This is a genomic window from Halalkalicoccus sp. NIPERK01, from assembly GCF_030287405.1.
Taxonomy (GTDB): domain Archaea; phylum Halobacteriota; class Halobacteria; order Halobacteriales; family Halalkalicoccaceae; genus Halalkalicoccus.
Genome location: NZ_JASVVV010000007.1, coordinates 112,612 through 129,430 on the forward strand (window position 1 = coordinate 112,612; position 16,819 = coordinate 129,430).

Consider the following 16,819-nt stretch of genomic DNA (forward strand, 5'->3'; position numbering starts at 1 on the left):
ACGATGATGAAGGTTCTCGTGACCGTCGCGGAGGTGGGGACCGTCGAGGACGACTTCGAGATCGACGGCACCGCCATCGACGAGCGATACCTCGAGTACGACCTGAACGAGTGGGACGACTACGCCGTCGAGGAGGCCGTCCAGCTCGTAGAAGAGGGGCTCGCCGACGAGGTCGTCACCGTGACCATCGGCCCCGAACGCTCGGAAGAAACGATCCGGATGGCGCTCGCGAAGGGCGCGGACCGCTCCGTCAGGGTGTGGGACGACTCCTTCGACGGGCTGCTCGACGTCGGCGTCAAGACCGAGCTGCTTCGGGCGGTCGTCGCCGAGGAGGAGCCGGATCTGATCCTCACGGGCGTCCAGACCGGCGACGCCATGTTCGGCGCGACCGGCGTCTCGCTCGCGTCGGCCGTCGACCTCCCGTGGGCCGCCGTCGTCAACGACCTGGAGTTCGACGGCGAGACCGCACACGTCCACCGCGAACTCGAGGGCGGCGTCGAGGAGCTGACCGACGTCGAGACGCCCGCAGTCCTCACCATCCAGACCGGGATCAACGAACCCCGCTACGCGAGCCTGCGGGGGATTCGACAGGCCCAGAGCAAGGAGATCGCCGTGAAGACCCTCACGGACCTCGGAATCGACGGCGTCGAGAGCCGCCTCGAGATGACCGAGATGTACGAGCCCGACGTCGAGGGCGACGCGACGGTCTTCGAGGGGAGCGCCGAGGAGACCGCCGTCCAGCTCGCGGGCGCCCTCCGAGAGAAGGGGGTGGGCGCACAATGACTGTCGGTGCATGCCCGGCGCGCACCGACTGCATCGTTCTCACGGACGGTGAGAGCCGATGACGGGCGTTCTGGCGATCGCCGAACACCGCCGCGGCGAACTCCGGGACGTGAGCTACGAGCTGATCGGCGCGGGCCGCGAACTCGCCGACGACCTCGACGAGGAACTCCACGTCGCGGTCATCAGCGGGCAGGTCGGGGAGTTCGCCCAGTCGCTCTCGAAGGAGGGCGTCGACGTCGTCCACACCGTCTCGGACGGCGCGGAGTTCAACCACGACGTCTACACGCAGGTCACGGAACGGCTGGCCGACGAACTCGATCCCACCGTGGTGCTCGTACCGAACTCGGTCAACGGCCTCGACTACGGGCCAGCGGTCGCCGACCGGCTGGACCGGCCGCTCGTGACCGACGTGGTCGACGCCTCGTTCGAGGACGGACTCACGGCGACCCGCGAGATGTACGGCTCGAAGGTCGAGACGACCGTCGAGGTCGACGCCGAGCGGACGGTGGTGATGGTCCGCGGCGGCGAGTGGCCCGGCGCGAGCGGCAACGGTGACCCCGAGATCAGGGAGGTCGACGTCGAGATCGACGAGTCGGCGGTCCGCACGACGGTCACGGGCTTCGAGGAGGTCGGCGGCGGCGACGTCGACATCGGCGACGCGGAGGTGCTCGTCAGCGTCGGGCGGGGAATCGGCGAGGCGGAGAACATCGAACTGATCGAGGAGCTCGCGGACGCGCTCGACGCGACGCTGTCGGCCTCCCGGCCGATCGTCGACAGCGGGTGGCTGCCGAAGAACCGGCAGGTCGGCCAGTCGGGCAAGACGGTGACGCCCGAGGTCTACATCGCGATCGGCATCTCGGGGGCGGTCCAGCACGTCGCCGGGATGAAGGGAAGCGAGACGATCGTCGCGATCAACACCGACCCGAACGCGCCGATCTTCGACATCGCGGACTACGGGATCGTCGACGACCTCTTCGACGTCGTTCCCGCGTTGATCGACGAGTTCGAGGGGTGACGCCCCGACCGGTGCGAGCGAAGCGAGCGGGTTTTTGGAGCAGATTTTTGCGAGGAGTGGTTCGCTCGCGAACCCGACGAGTAAAAAGGTGCACGTGGATCGACGAGTTCGAGGGGTGACGCCTCGACCGGTGTGAGCGAAGCGAGCGGGTTTTTGGAGCAGATTTTTGCGAGTAGCCCTCCGTGAATCGAGCGGAGCCGAGACAGGCGGGGCTCGTGCCCTCGCCCGTCGACTCGGGCCACCGCAGGTCGTCCTCCCGTGACCGACAACATGATCGCAGCGTTCGAACGAGCGAGACACGTTTTTGCCGTCACCCACCGTAGTGCGGGTAATGGTTCGGGGAGAGACGGGGCGGTTTTCGGGGGGGTTTCCGTACGCTCGCGTCGGCGAGGGGCCGGAGACGCTGGTGTTCCTGCCGGGCGTGACGGATCCGTTGTTCGACGGGGACTACTCCCGGGTGTCCGTTCGGTTCCTCCGGCGGTACTACCACCGGTTCGTCGGCGAGTACACCGTCTACGTGATCAGCCGACCGCGCGGGCTCGAAGCCGGCAAGACGATACGGGACATGGCCGACGACTACGCGCGGGTCATCGGCGAGGAGTTCGGGTCGGCGAGCGTCTGGGGGCTCTCGATGGGCGGGTGTGTCGCCCAACAGTTGGCGGTCGAGCACCCCGACCGCGTCGAGGACCTCGTCCTGGCGGCGACGGGCACCCGCCTCTCGGCGGAGGGGCGGGAACTCGCCGACGGGATGCGTCGTCGGGCCTACGACCACGACTGGGGATCGATCCGTGCGACGGTCGCCGCCGAGATGTTCCCCGACTGGCGGCGATTCGTCTACCCGCCGATGACCGCCACCATCGGTCGCTTTACGCTCCCGAGGCCGGCGGTCCCCGCCGACGCCTGGATCTCGATCGAGGCGCTGTTGGACTACGACGGGCGAGCGAGCGTCCGCGCGATCGAGTCGAGGACGCTGGTGATCGGCGGCGAAAACGACCGTTTCTTCCCGCCCGCGATCCTCGAGGAGACCGCCCGCGCGATTCCCGGCGCCGAGTTGCACGTGGTCGAGGGCGCGAGCCACGGCGCGTTTTACACCCACAAGCCGAGCTTCGAGAAGCGGATCCTGGCGTTTCTCGCGGCGTGATCAGTCGGCGAGTCGATCGCGGATCGCGGCCAGCCACTGCGGGCCCTTCTTCGGGACCCGTCGCTCGCTCCGGGTCGTCGTCACGTCGAGGCCGGGGCTGTAGTAGCAGACGGGGTCGGTTCCGGGGTGTTCGAACCCGTTGGCCTCGAACAGCGTGTTCCGTGCCACCGACGTCGTCGCGGGGTGAAGCGTCCACGGGGCGTGGTCGACGTCGGTGTGGCGGACGGCCCCGTCGGTTCCCTGCGTGTAGAGCCGGCGGCGCTCGGTCAGGAATTCGGCACGGGAGCCGGGCTCGGGCGTGAACGGCTCGCCGGCCGGCCCGTAGCTCGCCTCGAAGCGGGCCGGGCGGTCGCCGGGGTGGAGCCGCCTGCTCGAGAACGCCACCTCCTCGCCCGTCCATCGACAGTCCATCCGGGCGTAGTAGTAGGGGAGGCGATGGGACAGGCGCGCGCCGAGGACGGCCGCGACGCTCGGCGCGTCGAGGCTGAAGAAGTAGACCCCCGGCTCGCCCTCGTGGGTGACGTAGGTGCGCAGGTTGAGTTCGGGGAGGTCGATCCCCAGCCAGTCGGGAAGCCCGCGGGGGCGGGTGTCGACGTTGACGAAGGGGATGACCGAGAGCCAGCCGGCTCCCTCGTGGGTCTGGACCGCCAGCGCCTCCGGGAGGTGTGCGTCGAGGCGGTCGGGATCGACCGGCCAGTTGGCGAACAGGAGGTGTCGCCACCCGAACGCCAGCGGGATCGAGATCTCCATGCGGTTCCTACGGCCTCGCGTCGGTTAACTCCGAGCCGGACGGACCGATCCGTCACCTACTTGCCGCGACCTCCCCGAAGGCCGGTAATGGAGTATCTCGAACGCCGGCGGGCGCTCGTCGACGAGCGTCTGGAGGACGTCGTGAGCGGGGTCGAACCCGACCGCCTCGCTCGTGAGGTCCGCCACACCGCGCTCTCGGGGGGAAAGCGGGTCCGCCCGACGGTGACGGTGCTCGTCTGTGAGGCCGTCGGCGGCGAGCCACGCGATGCGGTGGAGTTCGGCGTCGGGATCGAACTCGTCCACAACGCCTCGCTCGTGATCGACGACATCATCGACCGCTCGACGGTCCGCCGGGGCGTCGAGAGCGCGTGGAGCGCGTTCGGGTACGGCCCGGCGATCGTCGACAGCGACGCCCAACTGGGCGAGGCGTTCGCCCTGTTCTCGGCGGACCCGCGGGCGATGCAGACCGTGACGGAGGCGATGGTCGAACTCGGGGAGGGCGAGGCGACGGAGCTGGTGGCCCAGCCGAGTTCGGAGGCGGAGTACATGGAACTCGCCCGGCGCAAGACCGGGGCGCTGTTTCGCGCCGCCGCCGAACTCGGCGCGATCGCCGCCGACGCCGACGCTGTCACCGTCGAGGCCGTCGGCGAGTACGCCGAACGGGTGGGGATCGCCTTCCAGATACGGGACGACGTGCTCGACGCGACCGCCGACGCCGAGGAGTTGGGAAAGCCCACGGGGCGGGACGACGAGATGGAGCGGCCCTCGCTGTTGCAGGTGACCGACCTCACCCCCGAGGAGGCCGACGGGCGCGCACGCCGCCAGTCCGACGCCGCGCTCGACGCGCTCTCGCGGGTCGAACTCGTCGACGACCGCGCCGCCGAGTACCTGCGCGACCTCGCGGAGTTCGTGGTCATTCGTGAACGATAGTTCGGGTTACGGGCCGCTCCAACGCAATTATAGCCGTCGGTGACGTACGTCCGTCCAATGAGCCGCCCCACCCACAGCACCGACGTCGACGGCCCGCCCGACGGGAAATCCGTCCTGTTCTGTCCCGTCTGTGACCACCAGAGCCCGGTCGACGGCGACTGGGTCGTCCGCGAGCGGGCGACGGGCGTCGAGTACCGCTGTCCCGTCTGTGACGAGCGACTCACCGAGCGCGAGCGCGAGCGAACGCCGATGGCGCGGGCGTGGTCCGCGTGGATCCGCGCGGCGAGCGCGTGGCTCCGGCCCCCAAAGCGACTCCGGGTCTAGGTCGGCTCCGGGCGCCGTTTGAGCCTGGATTCCGCGATGGCGAACGCGAGGGTGCTCGCCAGCCCCAGCAGGGTGCCGACCGTGAGCGCGATCGCCACGTAGGGGAGGTCCTGATAGCCCAGCACGAACGCGCTGACGGCGTGGAGCACCACCGCGATCGAGACCACGTAGAAGGGCGCGTTGAGGTAGCGCCACTCGAAGCGCTCGGCGAGGTACTCGTCGGTGATCTGTCCCAGACTGGAGGTGATGCCGGCGGCGGCGAACCACTGGACCGCGCCGTACAGCAGCGCGGCGATCACCTCGATCGTCCCCAGCGCCATCTCCGCGCGGGCGTCGTTGAGTGCGTCGAGCCCGCCGACGCCGCCGATGAAGAGCAGGGCGGCGGCCACGACGTAGGTGATGAGCGTCACCCGGCCGGTGTACAGCAGCCGTCGCCCGCGTTCGGCGTACTCGTCGACGGTCTCCTCGAGACCGAGCCCCCGAAACAAAACATAGAGCCCCAGCATCGCCGAGAGGACGCCGAGAATACTGCCGGGAAGCCCCAGCAGGTCGGCGACGGCGACCAGCGGGTAGATCAACAGGAGAATACCGAGTGGAATGAGGATCGTTCCTCTGGTTTCGGGGTCGTTCAACACCTGCTTGATCGTGTAGTACATCGATTCGAGGTCCTGGGCCTGTCGGACGACGACGCGGCGGATGCCGTCGACCGGAACGCGAGAACGGATCACGGGGATGACGCTCTCGTCCTGTGCGCCGTCGGTGACGATGATCGCGGAGACCGACTCGCCGGTGGCCAGCCCCGCGAGCACGCGGTCGAGTTCGTCGCCGACCTCCCTGTTCGCGCCAACGTCGGCCTTGGCGTTGCCGGTGATGGCGGCGACCTCGACGGCCTCGCCCTCGCTCGCCAGCCGGTCGTAGAGGTGGACGCCCTGAAAGAGGACGTTGACGTCGGAGTCCTCGGGGTCGGCGGTGGCGAGCGCGACGGCGGCGGCCTCGCAGGCCTCGCGGCCGACGACCGGGGTGTCGAAGCCCGTCTTCCGGCCGACGTCGTCGTCGAGGTCGACGCACAACACCAGCAGCATCGACCGGGGCTACACGGGGAGCGAATAAGGACCTTCGGGAGCGTTCGGTTCGACGGGTCGCCGGGCTACGGCTCCCCGACGGACTCGCTAGCCTCGGGGGCGCTCCTACGGTCGGCCTCCGTCCCGACGATCACCAGCCCCTCGATCACCGCCCGGTGAGCGCGCCGGAGGCGTTCGGAGAGCGCCTGGTGGGAGACGTCGAGTTCCTCGGCGATCTGGCTCAACGACTTCTCCCGGGGGACGTCGTAGTAGCCGTGCTCGAAGGCGGTGACGAGCGTCTCGTACTGCTGGTCGGTCAGGAGCGCGGGGCCGCGCTGGCTGGTGTCGACCTCGTAGATCCGGGCCAGTCTCGCCTCCAGGCCGTCCGTTCGACACGCGTCGTAGACCCGCGAGACGTCCTCGCGGGTCGGGAACAGCACCCGAAAGAGCCATCGGTCGTCCTCGCTGGTGGCCGACAGGACCGCGCCGTCGGTCGCGGTGGCCCGGACGAGGAACTCCACGTCGTCCGTCCAGACCATCTCGTAGAGCACACCCCCGTCGTCCTTGGCGGTCAACTGCCGGTACGAACGGATCGAGGGGTCCTCCTCGAAGGCCGCCCCGAGTTCGTCGGGATCGGCACCGTCGAACCAGACGAACGGCGAGACCAGATCGTCGTCGGCGACGATCTCCTGGACCTCGGCGGCCACCCCGTCCAACCGTCCGAGCGTCCGGGCCATGGCGAACGACTCGACCGGGATCTCGATCTCCGCGATGGTTGCTGACATGGAACCACCCTACTGGGTCATCCATCCCTGTCGTCATAAACCCCCTCGATGTCGAAGTCATTTATACGCTGTCGCCGTCATGGCGTTCTCGGGAACGAGCAGGGGCACGCCGTACCCACGGACACCACGACCAAAGGGACGGGACCGCGGGGCGGACGGCCCCGAGTGGGCTTCGGCCACCACGTCGGGAGCATCGACGGGGAGGCCGGCCACCGGGTGGTCCATGAAAACGACCGGCCTCCCGAACGAAGGATATGGAGGGAGGGAGAAAGGGACGCCGCTTGCCCCATCACCCCGTTATAAGCGGGACCGCCCGCTCCGGCGTGCGGACGAAGCCGTGCGTCTTTTGTCCGTCGACCGCGTTGTCGGAACACGAAATGATCTCGAAGGGCTGTGAGCAGTGCGCCGAGGGGGGGAAGATGGTGCTGTTCGTCTACGGCTACTGCGACCAGCGCGACTGCTTTTACTGCCCGTTGGGGGAGAACAGGAAGAACGTCACTCAAGTGTACGCCAACGAACGGCCCGTCGAGCGCGATTCCGACGTGATCGAGGAGGCAAAACGCATGGACGCGCTCGGCACCTCGTTGACGGGCGGCGAACCCCAGGAGGCGATGGCGAAGACCTGCCGGTATCTCCGCCTGCTCAAAGACGAGTTCGGCCCCGAGCACCACACCCACCTCTATACGGGCATCACCGGCGGCCGCGAGAACATGCGCCGCCTCTCGGAGGCGGGCCTCGACGAGATCCGGTTTCACCCGCCGCTGGAACTCTGGGGCGACCTCCATGGAACGGAGTGGGAGGAGATCCTGCATATCGCCCGCGAGGAGGGACTGACCCCGGCCTTCGAGATCCCCGGCATTCGCGCCGAAACCGAGTTCCTCGACTTCCTCGACGAGGGGGCGGCGGAGTTCTGTAACGTCAACCAGTTCGAGATGAGCGACGGGAACTACAGGCGAATGCAGGAGGAGGGCTACGAACTCGAGGACGGCCACATGAGCGCCGTCGAGGGCTCGAAGGCCATCCTCGAGGAGATGGGCGACCACCCGAAGGTCTACTTCTGTACGAGCGTGTTCAAGGACGCCGCCCAGCACCGCAACCGGCTGAAGCGCATGGCACGCAACGTCCGCCGGGAGTTCGACGAGATCACCGACGACGGCACGCTCGTCTACGGGAAGACGTGGGAGCCCGAGGCCCGACTGCGCGACCTCGGGGTGCCCGAGGAGTTCTACACCGTCAAAACGGAGCACGTCGAACTGGCGTGGTGGCTGCTGGAGGAGATGATCGAGGAGGGCGATCTCTCGAAAGGGGAGATTGTCGAGCAGTACCCGACCTACGACGGGACGGTCGTCGAGCGGACGCCGCTGGCGTAACAGAGCGGTTGTGGGTTGCGGTTCCGTTTTTTCCCGCGAGCGAAGCGAGCGGTCGCGGCGAGTGATCAACGGGAACGAGCCGCGTTTTGATCGACCTTTTGCCAGCGAAGCGCAGGAAAAGGTCGGTCGTAAGCGTTTAGACCGCCGCTTTGCTACGTCTCCGTATGCCGGACTGTCCACTCGCAGACGAATGCCCGAGTTATTCCGAGCGGATCACGGGAATGGGATGTCAACACTACGGGGACCGCGGTGGCGCCGAGTGGTGTAGCCACTACAACCAGCCGATCCGCGACCTGAAACAACAGCCCGTCCAGCCCGGCGAGGAGGTCGTCGTCGAGGTCGACGACATGCACGAGAGCGGGGCCGGGGTCGGCCGAACCGAGGACGGCTTCATCGTGATGGTCGACGGCATCCTCCCGCAGGCACGCGCTCGCGTGAAGGTCACGCAGGTCCACTCGAACCACGCCCGCGCAGAGGAGATCGAACGCCTCCCGCTCGAACCCGAGGAGGAAGACGAGGGCGGGCGCGACGACGAGAACGGGACGGACGGGGAGACGAAACCGACCCGGGAGCGACTCGGTAGTCGGGACAACTTCTGGGGCGCATAGCCGCGGGTTCATGAGCGAGTCGAACGACTACGACGTGGACGCCCTGCTCGATCGGGTCGGCTTCGAAGCCGACCGGAACGTTCTGACACGCCGGCAGGCGGAGGTACTGGCGCTGCGCGAGCGCGACGTCCCCCAAGCCGACATCGCACAACGGCTGGGCACGTCGCGGGCGAACGTCTCGAGCATCGAGACGAGCGCCCGAACGAACGTCGAAAAAGCCCGCGAGACGATCGCCTTCGCCGAGGCGCTCAACGCCCCGGTTCGCGTCGACGTCGCGGCGGGCACTGATCTCTACGACATCCCATCGCGAGTGTACGCGGCCTGTGACGACGCCGACGTGAAGGTCAACCAGACCGCCCCGGAGCTGATGAAATCGGTCAGCGACGCGGCGGGCGACGCGGTGAGCGGACGCGAAGTCAAGCGCGACCTTCTGGTCGGCGTGACGATGGACGGTACGGTGCGAGTCCGGCGACAGGAACTCGATTGATTGATTTGGTTAGCGACTCGACATCCCTCGGGCCATCCGACCTGATAAACTATAATCGACGATATGGAATACGGCGATGAGACCGGGAGATCACGCCGTTCACGGATCGGATCGGCCAACTGCCGATGTACGGCCGTCACCGAGATACCAGCGGTGACGGGACCATCACGGTCAGGAATCGCTTCAGGACGGTTCAGGCAGCAAGCCCGATCCCGGAGAAGGCGTTTCCGACGGGAGGTTCGTCCTGTGATAGGATGAGAAACCCACGTGGTCGGGAGGACGCTACCGAGGTTATCGAAAGCGCGGGGAAGTCGGTGACAGCCACAACCAGAGGCGGATAGCGGGTAGACGGGCGGTCAGGGTCGATACGTCAGCCGAATCGACCGAACGAACGGCTCACGGCCATCGGTGTACCGTCGCCGGGAAACGACGAACGTCGTTCGAGAGCGGATTCGATATCGTCATATATGATTTATCCAGTGGGAAGAGGGTTCACCATCGCGTCGGAGTACGGATCACCACGTCTCGACCGTCCCGTTGTGGAGGTCCTCGACACAGCCCTCACAGTCCCGGTGGCCCGCTTCGTAACACTCGGGGCGGTCGTTCGCGTCGAGTTCGACGGTCCGCTTTTCGGCGTAGCGCCGACAGACGATCCGCGCGCGGTCGTCGAAGACGGAGTTTCGGGCGTCCTCGTAATCCCTGCGAGCCATCTCGTAGCGCCGGCCCGCCTTGCGGAACGTCGTCCGCACGAAACGATCCATCGCCCGTCGGTCCATACGATGGCTACAGGAGCGCCACACAAAGACCCGTCGTCGGTGCGCGACTACGAACGACCGGGGTGGGCGTAGAGAGGTGGCCGAGAGATCACTTTCACCCCGCTCGCGGAACTTTTTATACCATCGGGCACCAACAGTCGTATGTCTCCCATTGAAAACGAGGCGGAGACAGTGAGACCATGACAGACCTGCGACAGCACGCGGAAAGCATAGCGGACCAGTTCTCAGAGCACCTCGACATCAGTACCGAGGAGGTCGAGTCCCGACTCGAAACGCTCGTGAGCGAGTACAAGATCCCGGCCGAGGAGGCACGACGAAGCGTCACGAACCACTACCTCGACGAGGCGGGATTGGATCGGGACGCGCTGGGCGGCGGTTCGAACAGCGAGGTCCAGCTCGCGGAGATCGACGCGGCCGAGCAGTGGGTCGACCTCACGGCGAAGGTCGTCGACCTCTGGGAGCCCCGAAGCGACTCCATCGCGCAGGTGGGCTTGCTCGGCGATCCCTCCGGCACGCTGAAGTTCACCAAGTGGGCGAAGTCCGACCTGCCCGAACTCGAGGAGGGCGGCGTCTACCGGCTGGAGAACGTCGTCACCGACGAGTACCAGGGCCGATACTCGGTCAAGCTCAACCGCACGACCGGGATCACCGAACTCGACGAGGAGCTCGAGGTCGGCAACGACGAGAGCGAGATCGAAGGCGCGCTCGTCGACGTCCAGTCGGGATCGGGGCTGATCAAGCGCTGCCCCGAGGAGGGCTGTACCCGCGTCCTCCAGAACGGCCGGTGTTCCGAACACGGCGAGGTCGAAGGCGAGTTCGACCTCCGGATCAAGGGCGTCATCGACGACGGCCGTGAGGTCCAAGAGGTGATCTTCGACCAGGAGGCGACCGAGGAGGTCGCCGGGATCACCCTCGAGGAGGCCAAACAGATGGCGATGGACGCGCTCGATACGACGGTCGTCGCCGACGAAATCCGTTCACAACTACTTGGGCGGTACTACCGGATCACCGGGCCGACGTTCGGCCGCTACGTGCTGGCCGACGCGGTCGAGGAACTCGGCGGACCGACGGATCCCGAGGAGACGCTGATCAAAGCGAGGTCGATCTGAAATGAGCCAAGCACCCACCCGCGAACTCGCCCAGCGCGTCTTCGCCAGCGAGTTCAACGACGCCGGCTACACGTTCAAGGAGAGCGACGACGAGCGCGCGCCGCTGTACGCGCTGCTCCCGACGGGCGCGCGCGCCAACCGCGTGTTCATCGTCGGCACCCTCACCGAGAAGAGCGACGTCGGCGAGGACAGCGAGTACTGGCAGGGTCGGATCGTCGACCCCACGGGAACGTTCTTCGTCTACGCCGGCCAGTACCAACCCGAGGCCGCGAGCTTCCTGCGAGAGGTCGAGCCGCCGGCGTACGTCGCCGTCGTCGGCAAACCCCGGACCTACGAGACCGACGACGGCGACGTCAACGTCTCGGTCCGGCCCGAGTCGATCACGGAGGTCGACACCGGAACGCGGGATCGCTGGGTCGTCGAGACCGCCCAGCGGACCATCGAGCGCATCGAGGCGTTCGACGACGAGGCCAACGAGTATGCGGCGATGGCCCGCGAGGAGTACGACCTGTCGGTCGAGGACTACCGCCGTGACCTGCTCTCGGCGCTCGAAAGCGTCGAGGAAGGCGAGGACGAAGAGACGGCGGAGACGACGGCCTGAGGGCGAACCGTTTTTCGACCGAACACGCCCCGAAGAGACGTCGGAACGGAGTCGTCCGGGTGTCACTACCACCCGAACGGGGCTACCTACCAGCCCATGAGATCCGATTCGAACGAGCAGCAAGAACGTATCGAAACGCGCGGAGAGGAATCACCCAGTGCCGGTTGGCGGGCGGTGTACGCCGCGATGGGCGTCTCGACGGACGGGGACGTCGAGAAAGAGGCGACGACTGACCACCGGGAGACGTCCACTGAGGACCGACGACTCTCGAAGGCGGGACACGAGAGGAGAGTTACGGCGAGATCGTAGCCGGCCCGTGTCTGACAAACCCTTAAGTATTCGCCGGGAGGAATGTAACGGGAATGGGCAACAAGAACAAGACGATCTCCTTTCGCGTCAACGAGAACGCCTTCGAGACCCTCCGGGAGATCGCGGAGGAGCGCGACATCTCGCTGTCGGCAGTGTTTCGCGATTACGTCGATACGCTGGTTGCCCACGACGGCCAGGTGCGGGTGGTCCCCGAAGGCGACGCCGACGGGGAGGCGACGGGAGAGTTCCCGCCGAAGGTGGAGGTGCCGAAGAGCTTCGTCCGCGAGCACGAACGCCTCGAACTCGAGGCCGAACACCTCCGTGAACAGCTCGACGAGCACAAACGCTACATCACGCAGCTTCGCCAGGAACTCGACGACGAGGAGGAGATCGAGGAGGTCGTCCACCTGGAGGAACTCGACCGCGAGAACGGGAAGGCGGAAGACCCCTACAGGCTGGGCTAGCCCGAGAGTTCGCGCTTTTTCGCCGCCGCTGCCCGCTCGGCTTCGTCGTCGTCCTCGACGCTCGCGAGCGCCTCGATCGCTTCGAGAGTCCTGACCGAGTCGTCGAGAAACGAGAGGACGTCACCGGGATAGGCGTAGACCATGTAGTCGTCGCTCATCACGTCGACGATCGCCTCGGGACCGAGACCCTCCGCCCGCAGTTCGAGGAGGTAGCGCATGAACTTCCGTTCCGGGCAGCCACAGTAGGGGTTGGTATCACAGTCACAGTCGAGGAAGTCCTGTGCGAACTCGAGGACGCGCTCGCGGGAGGCGTCGTCGAGTTTCTCCAACCCCTCGCCCTGAAAGAGCAGATCGAGCGTCGCCCCCTTGAACGCCCCCTTCGGAATCGAGGTGTCGAGCTGCGAGGCGAGTTGGCGGTGGTTCTTGACGTAGATCTTGTCCGTGATCGCCACAGTGAGAGGTTCTACGAACCGGACTCACAAAAGCACCCGGCTCCGGACTATTCGAGGGTGATCTCCCCGCGCATCGCCTCGGGGTGGTACTCGCAGTAGTAGGCCGCCATCCCCTCGGCCGCGTCGAACGTCAGCGTGACCGTCTCGCCCTGCTCCTCCGAGGAGTCCGACGCCTCGAGTTCGGTGCCCTCGGCGTCCTCGATGATGAGTTCGTGTTCCGCGCCGTCGAGGTTCTCCCAGGTGAGTTCGTACGTCGTTCCGGCCTGGAGCGCGAGGGAGGGGTTCGTCTGATCCGCGATGTCGCTCGGCTCCTGGCCCTGCCAGCCGTCGGTGGCCCCGCCCAGGCGGATCGTCCGTGTCTCGCCGCCGTTCGCTCCGCCGTTTCCGGCTTCCCCGTCGTCGCCCCCTTCATCGTCGCCGCCTCCACCGGAACCGCCGCCGTTCTCCCCGCTGTCGCCTCCGTCCGAGCCACCTCCGCCGTCCCCGCCGCTCCCGGAGCCGTCCAGACAGCCCGAGAGGAGCGTGATCGATCCGATCAGAGCGGTTCCATTCACGAGTGCGTCTCGGCGGGTGGTCGACTGACCCATCATCGGCGGCTACACGGGTCGCCACCAAAAAGGACGGGGCTCGCGTCACCCGGTCGTGATAACGACTCGCACGTCCCCGGGGAGTCGTAACGTATTTCAGCCACAGGGCGAGTAGGAGTGGGTGTGTCCGGGTTGGGGTAGTGGACTATCCTTCAGCCTTGTGGAGGCTGAGACGCGGGTTCAATTCTCGCACCTGGACCTCCTTTCGAGCACGCCTCTACGAGCGGGCGCTTTCCGCTGAAAGCGTCCGCGAGCGACCCATAGCGAGAGGGAAGTCCGACCGAGTCCTCTTCGAGCGGCCGTCGAGCACCACGGGGAGGGCTCGTTACGTTGAAACTTGGCGCTATAGCCGTTGCTGACCGATTCGTTTGTTCGCGCTGCTCGCCGGCCGGCGATAGAAAACGGCGCTACTCCGAGGGGTCGTTACCGCGCTGGAACAGGTAGGTCATCTCCCACAGCGCCGACTCGAAATCCCCTTCCTCGGAGGCGTTTTCGAGCTGACGGTACAGCGAGTCGGAGACGGTGATCTCTGGCATCACCCATCAGTACAACCGCTTGCCACAAGAAGCTACTGCGATTCGAAATCGAGTAAATTTTCGTTCGGCTGCTACCACGCGTCCCGGAAGAGGTATATAGAACTGCAAACAATCTACTTGGTGATCAGCATGGCAATGCGACGACATCCCTTCGAGGAGATGGATCGAATGATGGAACAGATGCGCCGCTCGATGTGGGAGGGCTGGACCGACCGCCCGATGCTGGGCGGCGATCGGCGGGACGTCAACCTCGGTCTCGACACCGACGACGAGGGCTACGTTCTGCTGGCCGACATGCCGGGCTTCGAGAAGGAGGAGATCGACCTCCGGTTCGACGACGGGGTCGTCTCGATCGAGGCGTCCCACGAGCGCGACGAGGGCGACGACACCGTCGCCCGTCGACACACCCGCTACGTCCGCGAGCAGGTTCGGGTCGGCGACGTGATCGCCGAGGAAAGCACCGCGAGCTACCGCAACGGGGTCCTCGAAGTCCACCTCCCGACCCGCGGGGAGGCCGCGGACGAGGGATCGCGGATCGACATCGACTAGTTACTCCCAGCGGCGATCGGGCTCGGGGTCCCGGACGGGTCCCGTCCGGTCGGGTTCGCGCTCGTCGGCGGCCCGTTTGGCGGTCTCGATCGAGCCGCTCGATCGGATGATGTTGAGCGCGGTCATCAGGTCGGTTCGGGAGATCAGCCCGGCGAGGTCGCCGCCCTCGACGACGAGCAGCCGCCCGATCCGCCGTTGCTGCATCCGGTTGAGGGCGTCTATCGCCTCCGCGTCGGGCGCGATCGTCTCCAGTTCGGTGGTCATCACGTCCTCGACGGTGAACGCGTCGCGCTCGACGGCGTCGACCTCGCGGGCGTCGGACAGAGTGACGACCCCGACGAGTCGGCCCCCGTCCATCACCGGGTAGCCGGTGTGGCGTTCGGAGAACATCCGTTCGAGGAGGTCGGCGATCGAGGTGTCGGGCGAGACGCTGTCGACCTCCTCGCCGGGGGTCATGATGTCGTCGACACGGACCCCCTCGAAGGCGGCGTTCATCACCGTCTGTTGGGCCTCGCCCGAGGCGGCGATGTAGATGAAGAAGGCGATCCCGATGAGGATGATGTTGAGCTGTAGCAGTCCGAACAGCCCCATGAAGAGCGCGAAGAGCTTGCCGACCTCGGCGGCGATCTGGGTCGCGCGCGCGAACGGGCGGTTCCGCGCGAGCAGCGCCCGCAGGACGCGCCCGCCGTCCATCGGAAACGCCGGCAGCATGTTGAAGCCCGCGAGCGCGACGTTCAACAGCGCGAGGTAGGCGAAGACGAAGGCGACCCCGTCGAACCCCGACGGAACGACCAACAGGAGGAGATACGATCCGATCCCGACCAGGACGCTGACAACGGGTCCGGCGATGGCGATGAGGAACTCCTGTTTCCAGTCCTCGGGCTGATCGGAGAGCTGGGCCAATCCCCCGAAGATCCACAGCGTGATCGAGTCGATCGGGAACCCGTAGCGGATGGCGACCAGCGAGTGGCCGAGTTCGTGCAGGACGACGCCGACGAACAGACCGATCGCCGCCGAGAGACCGAGGATCCACGGCCGGTAGCCGGTCGTGAGATCCGCGGCGTCCAGCCCCGTCCCGAAGACGGCGTTCAGCGGGTCGACCAGCAGTTCGATCTGGGCGCCGATCAGCCACGCGAAGATCGGGAGGATCAACAGAAAGGAGACGTCTAGCTTGATCGGGATTCCGAAAAGCGAGCCGATCCGGAAACTCTTGAACATTACCGGGAGGTTAGGGAAGCAGACGTATAAAATACGCCCGAGCGATCGGCCGTCATCGGTTCCACAGTCGACCGGCCAGCCGATCGAGGATCGACGGATCGAGTCGGCGTCGGGTCACGATCACGGTCCGATCCGAACGACGGCCGACCGCCTGCGGAACCGAGCCGACGAGCCGACGGCGCACCACCCCGCGTCGGGTCGCCCCGAACACGACGAGGTCGCACTCGCTCGCGGCCTCGACGATGGCGTCGGCGACCCCGCTCGCTTCCCTGAGTTCGGTCTCCGTCGGAACCGCCAGCAGATCGGTCGCCTCCTCGATGTGACCCCGGGCGGCCTCCCGTTCCGCTTCGGTCGCGTCGGGAGCGATCACGGACAGCACGACCACCGTGGCGTCGTTCGCGTCGGCGATCGCCCCCGCGACGGCCGCCGCAAGCGGGAGGTGTGGACCGCTCGCGACCGGCAACAGCACCCGGTCGACGCCGTCCGCGGTGGGGCCGATCCGCTCGACCAGCACGTCACAGGAGGCCCGGCGCAGGAGGTCGTCGATGGTCGACCCGAGGACGGTCTCGTCCCGTCGGGGCCGGCCGTGCCAGCCGACGAGCAACGCGTCGGCGTCTAGCTCCTCGACCGCCGAGCGGATCGCCCGGCCGACGTCGGTCCCGACGACGACGCGTCCGTCGACCGGGACGGTCCCGTCGGCGACCGCGAGCGCGTTGTCGAGTATCTCGCGGCGGTCGCCGGCGAACTCCGTTCTGATCCGCTCGTCGGAGAAGACCGAGAACGGCGAGTCGTGGGGTTTGTGGACGGCGGTGATGACCATCACCTCGCCATCGTTGGCCCGCGCGATGTCGACGGCGGTTCGGACCAGTTGCGCGGCGTAGCCCGGATCGCCGACGGCGACGACCAGCCGGTACGTACCGTTCGCCGTCGCGTCGCCCGACGCTGCGCCGGTCGCCATGTCCGG

At 66.8% G+C, this 16,819-nt stretch carries 21 protein-coding genes and 1 tRNA gene; 13 read left to right on the forward strand and 9 right to left on the reverse strand.

Going from position 1 to position 16,819, the window contains the following annotated elements:
- Positions 1-6: 6 nt before the first annotated feature.
- From QRT08_RS16485 to QRT08_RS16495, 3 genes are all read left to right on the forward strand, one after another.
- Positions 7-783 (forward strand): electron transfer flavoprotein subunit beta/FixA family protein, encoded by a 777-nt coding sequence (locus QRT08_RS16485; protein WP_286047071.1) that lies wholly within the window; start codon positions 7-9, stop codon positions 781-783.
- Between the two features lie 58 nt (positions 784-841).
- Positions 842-1,798 (forward strand): electron transfer flavoprotein subunit alpha/FixB family protein, encoded by a 957-nt coding sequence (locus QRT08_RS16490; protein ID WP_286047072.1) that lies wholly within the window; start codon positions 842-844, stop codon positions 1,796-1,798.
- A 331-nt stretch (positions 1,799-2,129) separates the two neighbouring features.
- A complete protein-coding gene (locus tag QRT08_RS16495; RefSeq protein ID WP_286047073.1) occupies positions 2,130-2,939 on the forward strand; it encodes an alpha/beta fold hydrolase in 810 nt (269 codons plus the stop codon).
- Here the strand turns inward: QRT08_RS16495 and QRT08_RS16500 are convergent, their stop codons facing one another.
- On the reverse strand, positions 2,940-3,689 hold the full coding sequence (locus tag QRT08_RS16500) for a YqjF family protein (RefSeq protein ID WP_286047074.1): 750 nt from the start codon (positions 3,687-3,689) through the stop codon (positions 2,940-2,942).
- 87 nt (positions 3,690-3,776) lie between these two features.
- On the opposite strand from QRT08_RS16500, the gene QRT08_RS16505 reads away from it, so the two are divergent.
- Complete coding sequence (locus QRT08_RS16505; RefSeq protein WP_286047075.1) at positions 3,777-4,619, forward strand: polyprenyl synthetase family protein; 843 nt, start codon at positions 3,777-3,779, stop codon at positions 4,617-4,619.
- A gap of 57 nt (positions 4,620-4,676) precedes the next feature.
- Positions 4,677-4,943: a DUF8106 domain-containing protein gene (locus QRT08_RS16510; RefSeq protein WP_286047076.1), complete on the forward strand. Its 267-nt coding sequence runs from the start codon at positions 4,677-4,679 to the stop codon at positions 4,941-4,943.
- Here the strand turns inward: QRT08_RS16510 and QRT08_RS16515 are convergent.
- Together QRT08_RS16515 and QRT08_RS16520 are read right to left on the reverse strand one after the other, a co-directional pair.
- On the reverse strand, positions 4,940-6,025 hold the full coding sequence (locus tag QRT08_RS16515; RefSeq protein ID WP_286047077.1) for a DUF373 family protein: 1,086 nt from the start codon (positions 6,023-6,025) through the stop codon (positions 4,940-4,942). The two genes, QRT08_RS16510 and QRT08_RS16515, sit on opposite strands and share 4 nt — an antisense overlap.
- 65 nt (positions 6,026-6,090) lie before the next feature.
- Positions 6,091-6,789, reverse strand: coding sequence for a helix-turn-helix domain-containing protein (locus QRT08_RS16520; protein ID WP_286047078.1), 699 nt, complete (start codon positions 6,787-6,789; stop codon positions 6,091-6,093).
- Positions 6,790-7,166: 377 nt separating this feature from the next.
- Between QRT08_RS16520 and QRT08_RS16525 the strand changes: the two genes are divergently transcribed.
- The 3 genes from QRT08_RS16525 to QRT08_RS16535 all read left to right on the forward strand — a co-directional run bounded on the left by QRT08_RS16525 (position 7,167) and on the right by QRT08_RS16535 (position 9,254).
- Entirely contained in the window at positions 7,167-8,159 is a 993-nt protein-coding gene (locus tag QRT08_RS16525) for a radical SAM protein (RefSeq protein ID WP_286047079.1), read from the forward strand.
- Positions 8,160-8,323: 164 nt separating this feature from the next.
- Positions 8,324-8,767: a TRAM domain-containing protein gene (locus QRT08_RS16530; protein ID WP_286047080.1), complete on the forward strand. Its 444-nt coding sequence runs from the start codon at positions 8,324-8,326 to the stop codon at positions 8,765-8,767.
- A 10-nt stretch (positions 8,768-8,777) separates the two neighbouring features.
- On the forward strand, positions 8,778-9,254 hold the full coding sequence (locus QRT08_RS16535) for a Tfx family DNA-binding protein (protein WP_286047081.1): 477 nt from the start codon (positions 8,778-8,780) through the stop codon (positions 9,252-9,254).
- Positions 9,255-9,769: 515 nt separating this feature from the next.
- Here QRT08_RS16535 and QRT08_RS16540 read toward each other — a convergent pair.
- Positions 9,770-10,030 carry a DUF7091 family protein gene (locus QRT08_RS16540; protein ID WP_286047082.1) on the reverse strand — a complete coding sequence of 87 codons (261 nt, stop codon included), beginning with the start codon at positions 10,028-10,030 and terminating at the stop codon, positions 9,770-9,772.
- 179 nt (positions 10,031-10,209) lie between these two features.
- On the opposite strand from QRT08_RS16540, the gene QRT08_RS16545 reads away from it, so the two are divergent.
- The 3 genes from QRT08_RS16545 to QRT08_RS16555 all read left to right on the forward strand — a co-directional run bounded on the left by QRT08_RS16545 (position 10,210) and on the right by QRT08_RS16555 (position 12,513).
- Positions 10,210-11,139 carry a replication factor A gene (locus QRT08_RS16545; RefSeq protein WP_286047083.1) on the forward strand — a complete coding sequence of 310 codons (930 nt, stop codon included), beginning with the start codon at positions 10,210-10,212 and terminating at the stop codon, positions 11,137-11,139.
- 1 nt (position 11,140) lies between these two features.
- Positions 11,141-11,740 (forward strand): RPA family protein, encoded by a 600-nt coding sequence (locus tag QRT08_RS16550; RefSeq protein WP_286047084.1) that lies wholly within the window; start codon positions 11,141-11,143, stop codon positions 11,738-11,740.
- Between the two features lie 362 nt (positions 11,741-12,102).
- Positions 12,103-12,513: a DUF8146 domain-containing protein gene (locus QRT08_RS16555; RefSeq protein WP_286047085.1), complete on the forward strand. Its 411-nt coding sequence runs from the start codon at positions 12,103-12,105 to the stop codon at positions 12,511-12,513.
- Here the strand turns inward: QRT08_RS16555 and QRT08_RS16560 are convergent.
- Both QRT08_RS16560 and QRT08_RS16565 read right to left on the reverse strand, forming a co-directional pair.
- The gene (locus QRT08_RS16560) at positions 12,510-12,965 is read right to left on the reverse strand and encodes a DUF5814 domain-containing protein (RefSeq protein ID WP_286047086.1); all 456 of its coding nucleotides are present in this window, start codon (positions 12,963-12,965) and stop codon (positions 12,510-12,512) included. The genes QRT08_RS16555 and QRT08_RS16560 overlap by 4 nt on opposite strands.
- A 47-nt stretch (positions 12,966-13,012) precedes the next feature.
- Positions 13,013-13,519 (reverse strand): cupredoxin domain-containing protein, encoded by a 507-nt coding sequence (locus tag QRT08_RS16565; RefSeq protein WP_286047087.1) that lies wholly within the window; start codon positions 13,517-13,519, stop codon positions 13,013-13,015.
- A gap of 159 nt (positions 13,520-13,678) precedes the next feature.
- Between QRT08_RS16565 and QRT08_RS16570 the strand changes: the two genes are divergently transcribed.
- Positions 13,679-13,751: transfer RNA gene (locus QRT08_RS16570), tRNA-His, on the forward strand.
- Between the two features lie 208 nt (positions 13,752-13,959).
- On the opposite strand, the gene QRT08_RS16575 is transcribed toward QRT08_RS16570, so the two are convergent.
- Positions 13,960-14,088, reverse strand: coding sequence for a phosphohydrolase (locus tag QRT08_RS16575; protein WP_286047088.1), 129 nt, complete (start codon positions 14,086-14,088; stop codon positions 13,960-13,962).
- 129 nt (positions 14,089-14,217) lie between these two features.
- Between QRT08_RS16575 and QRT08_RS16580 the strand changes: the two genes are divergently transcribed.
- Positions 14,218-14,637, forward strand: coding sequence for an Hsp20/alpha crystallin family protein (locus QRT08_RS16580; protein WP_286047089.1), 420 nt, complete (start codon positions 14,218-14,220; stop codon positions 14,635-14,637).
- Here QRT08_RS16580 and QRT08_RS16585 read toward each other — a convergent pair whose 3' ends face one another.
- Entirely contained in the window at positions 14,638-15,855 is a 1,218-nt protein-coding gene (locus tag QRT08_RS16585; protein ID WP_286047090.1) for a M50 family metallopeptidase, read from the reverse strand. It abuts the gene before it with no gap.
- 52 nt (positions 15,856-15,907) lie between these two features.
- Positions 15,908-16,813 carry a universal stress protein gene (locus QRT08_RS16590; protein ID WP_286047091.1) on the reverse strand — a complete coding sequence of 302 codons (906 nt, stop codon included), beginning with the start codon at positions 16,811-16,813 and terminating at the stop codon, positions 15,908-15,910.
- Positions 16,814-16,819 lie beyond the last annotated feature (6 nt).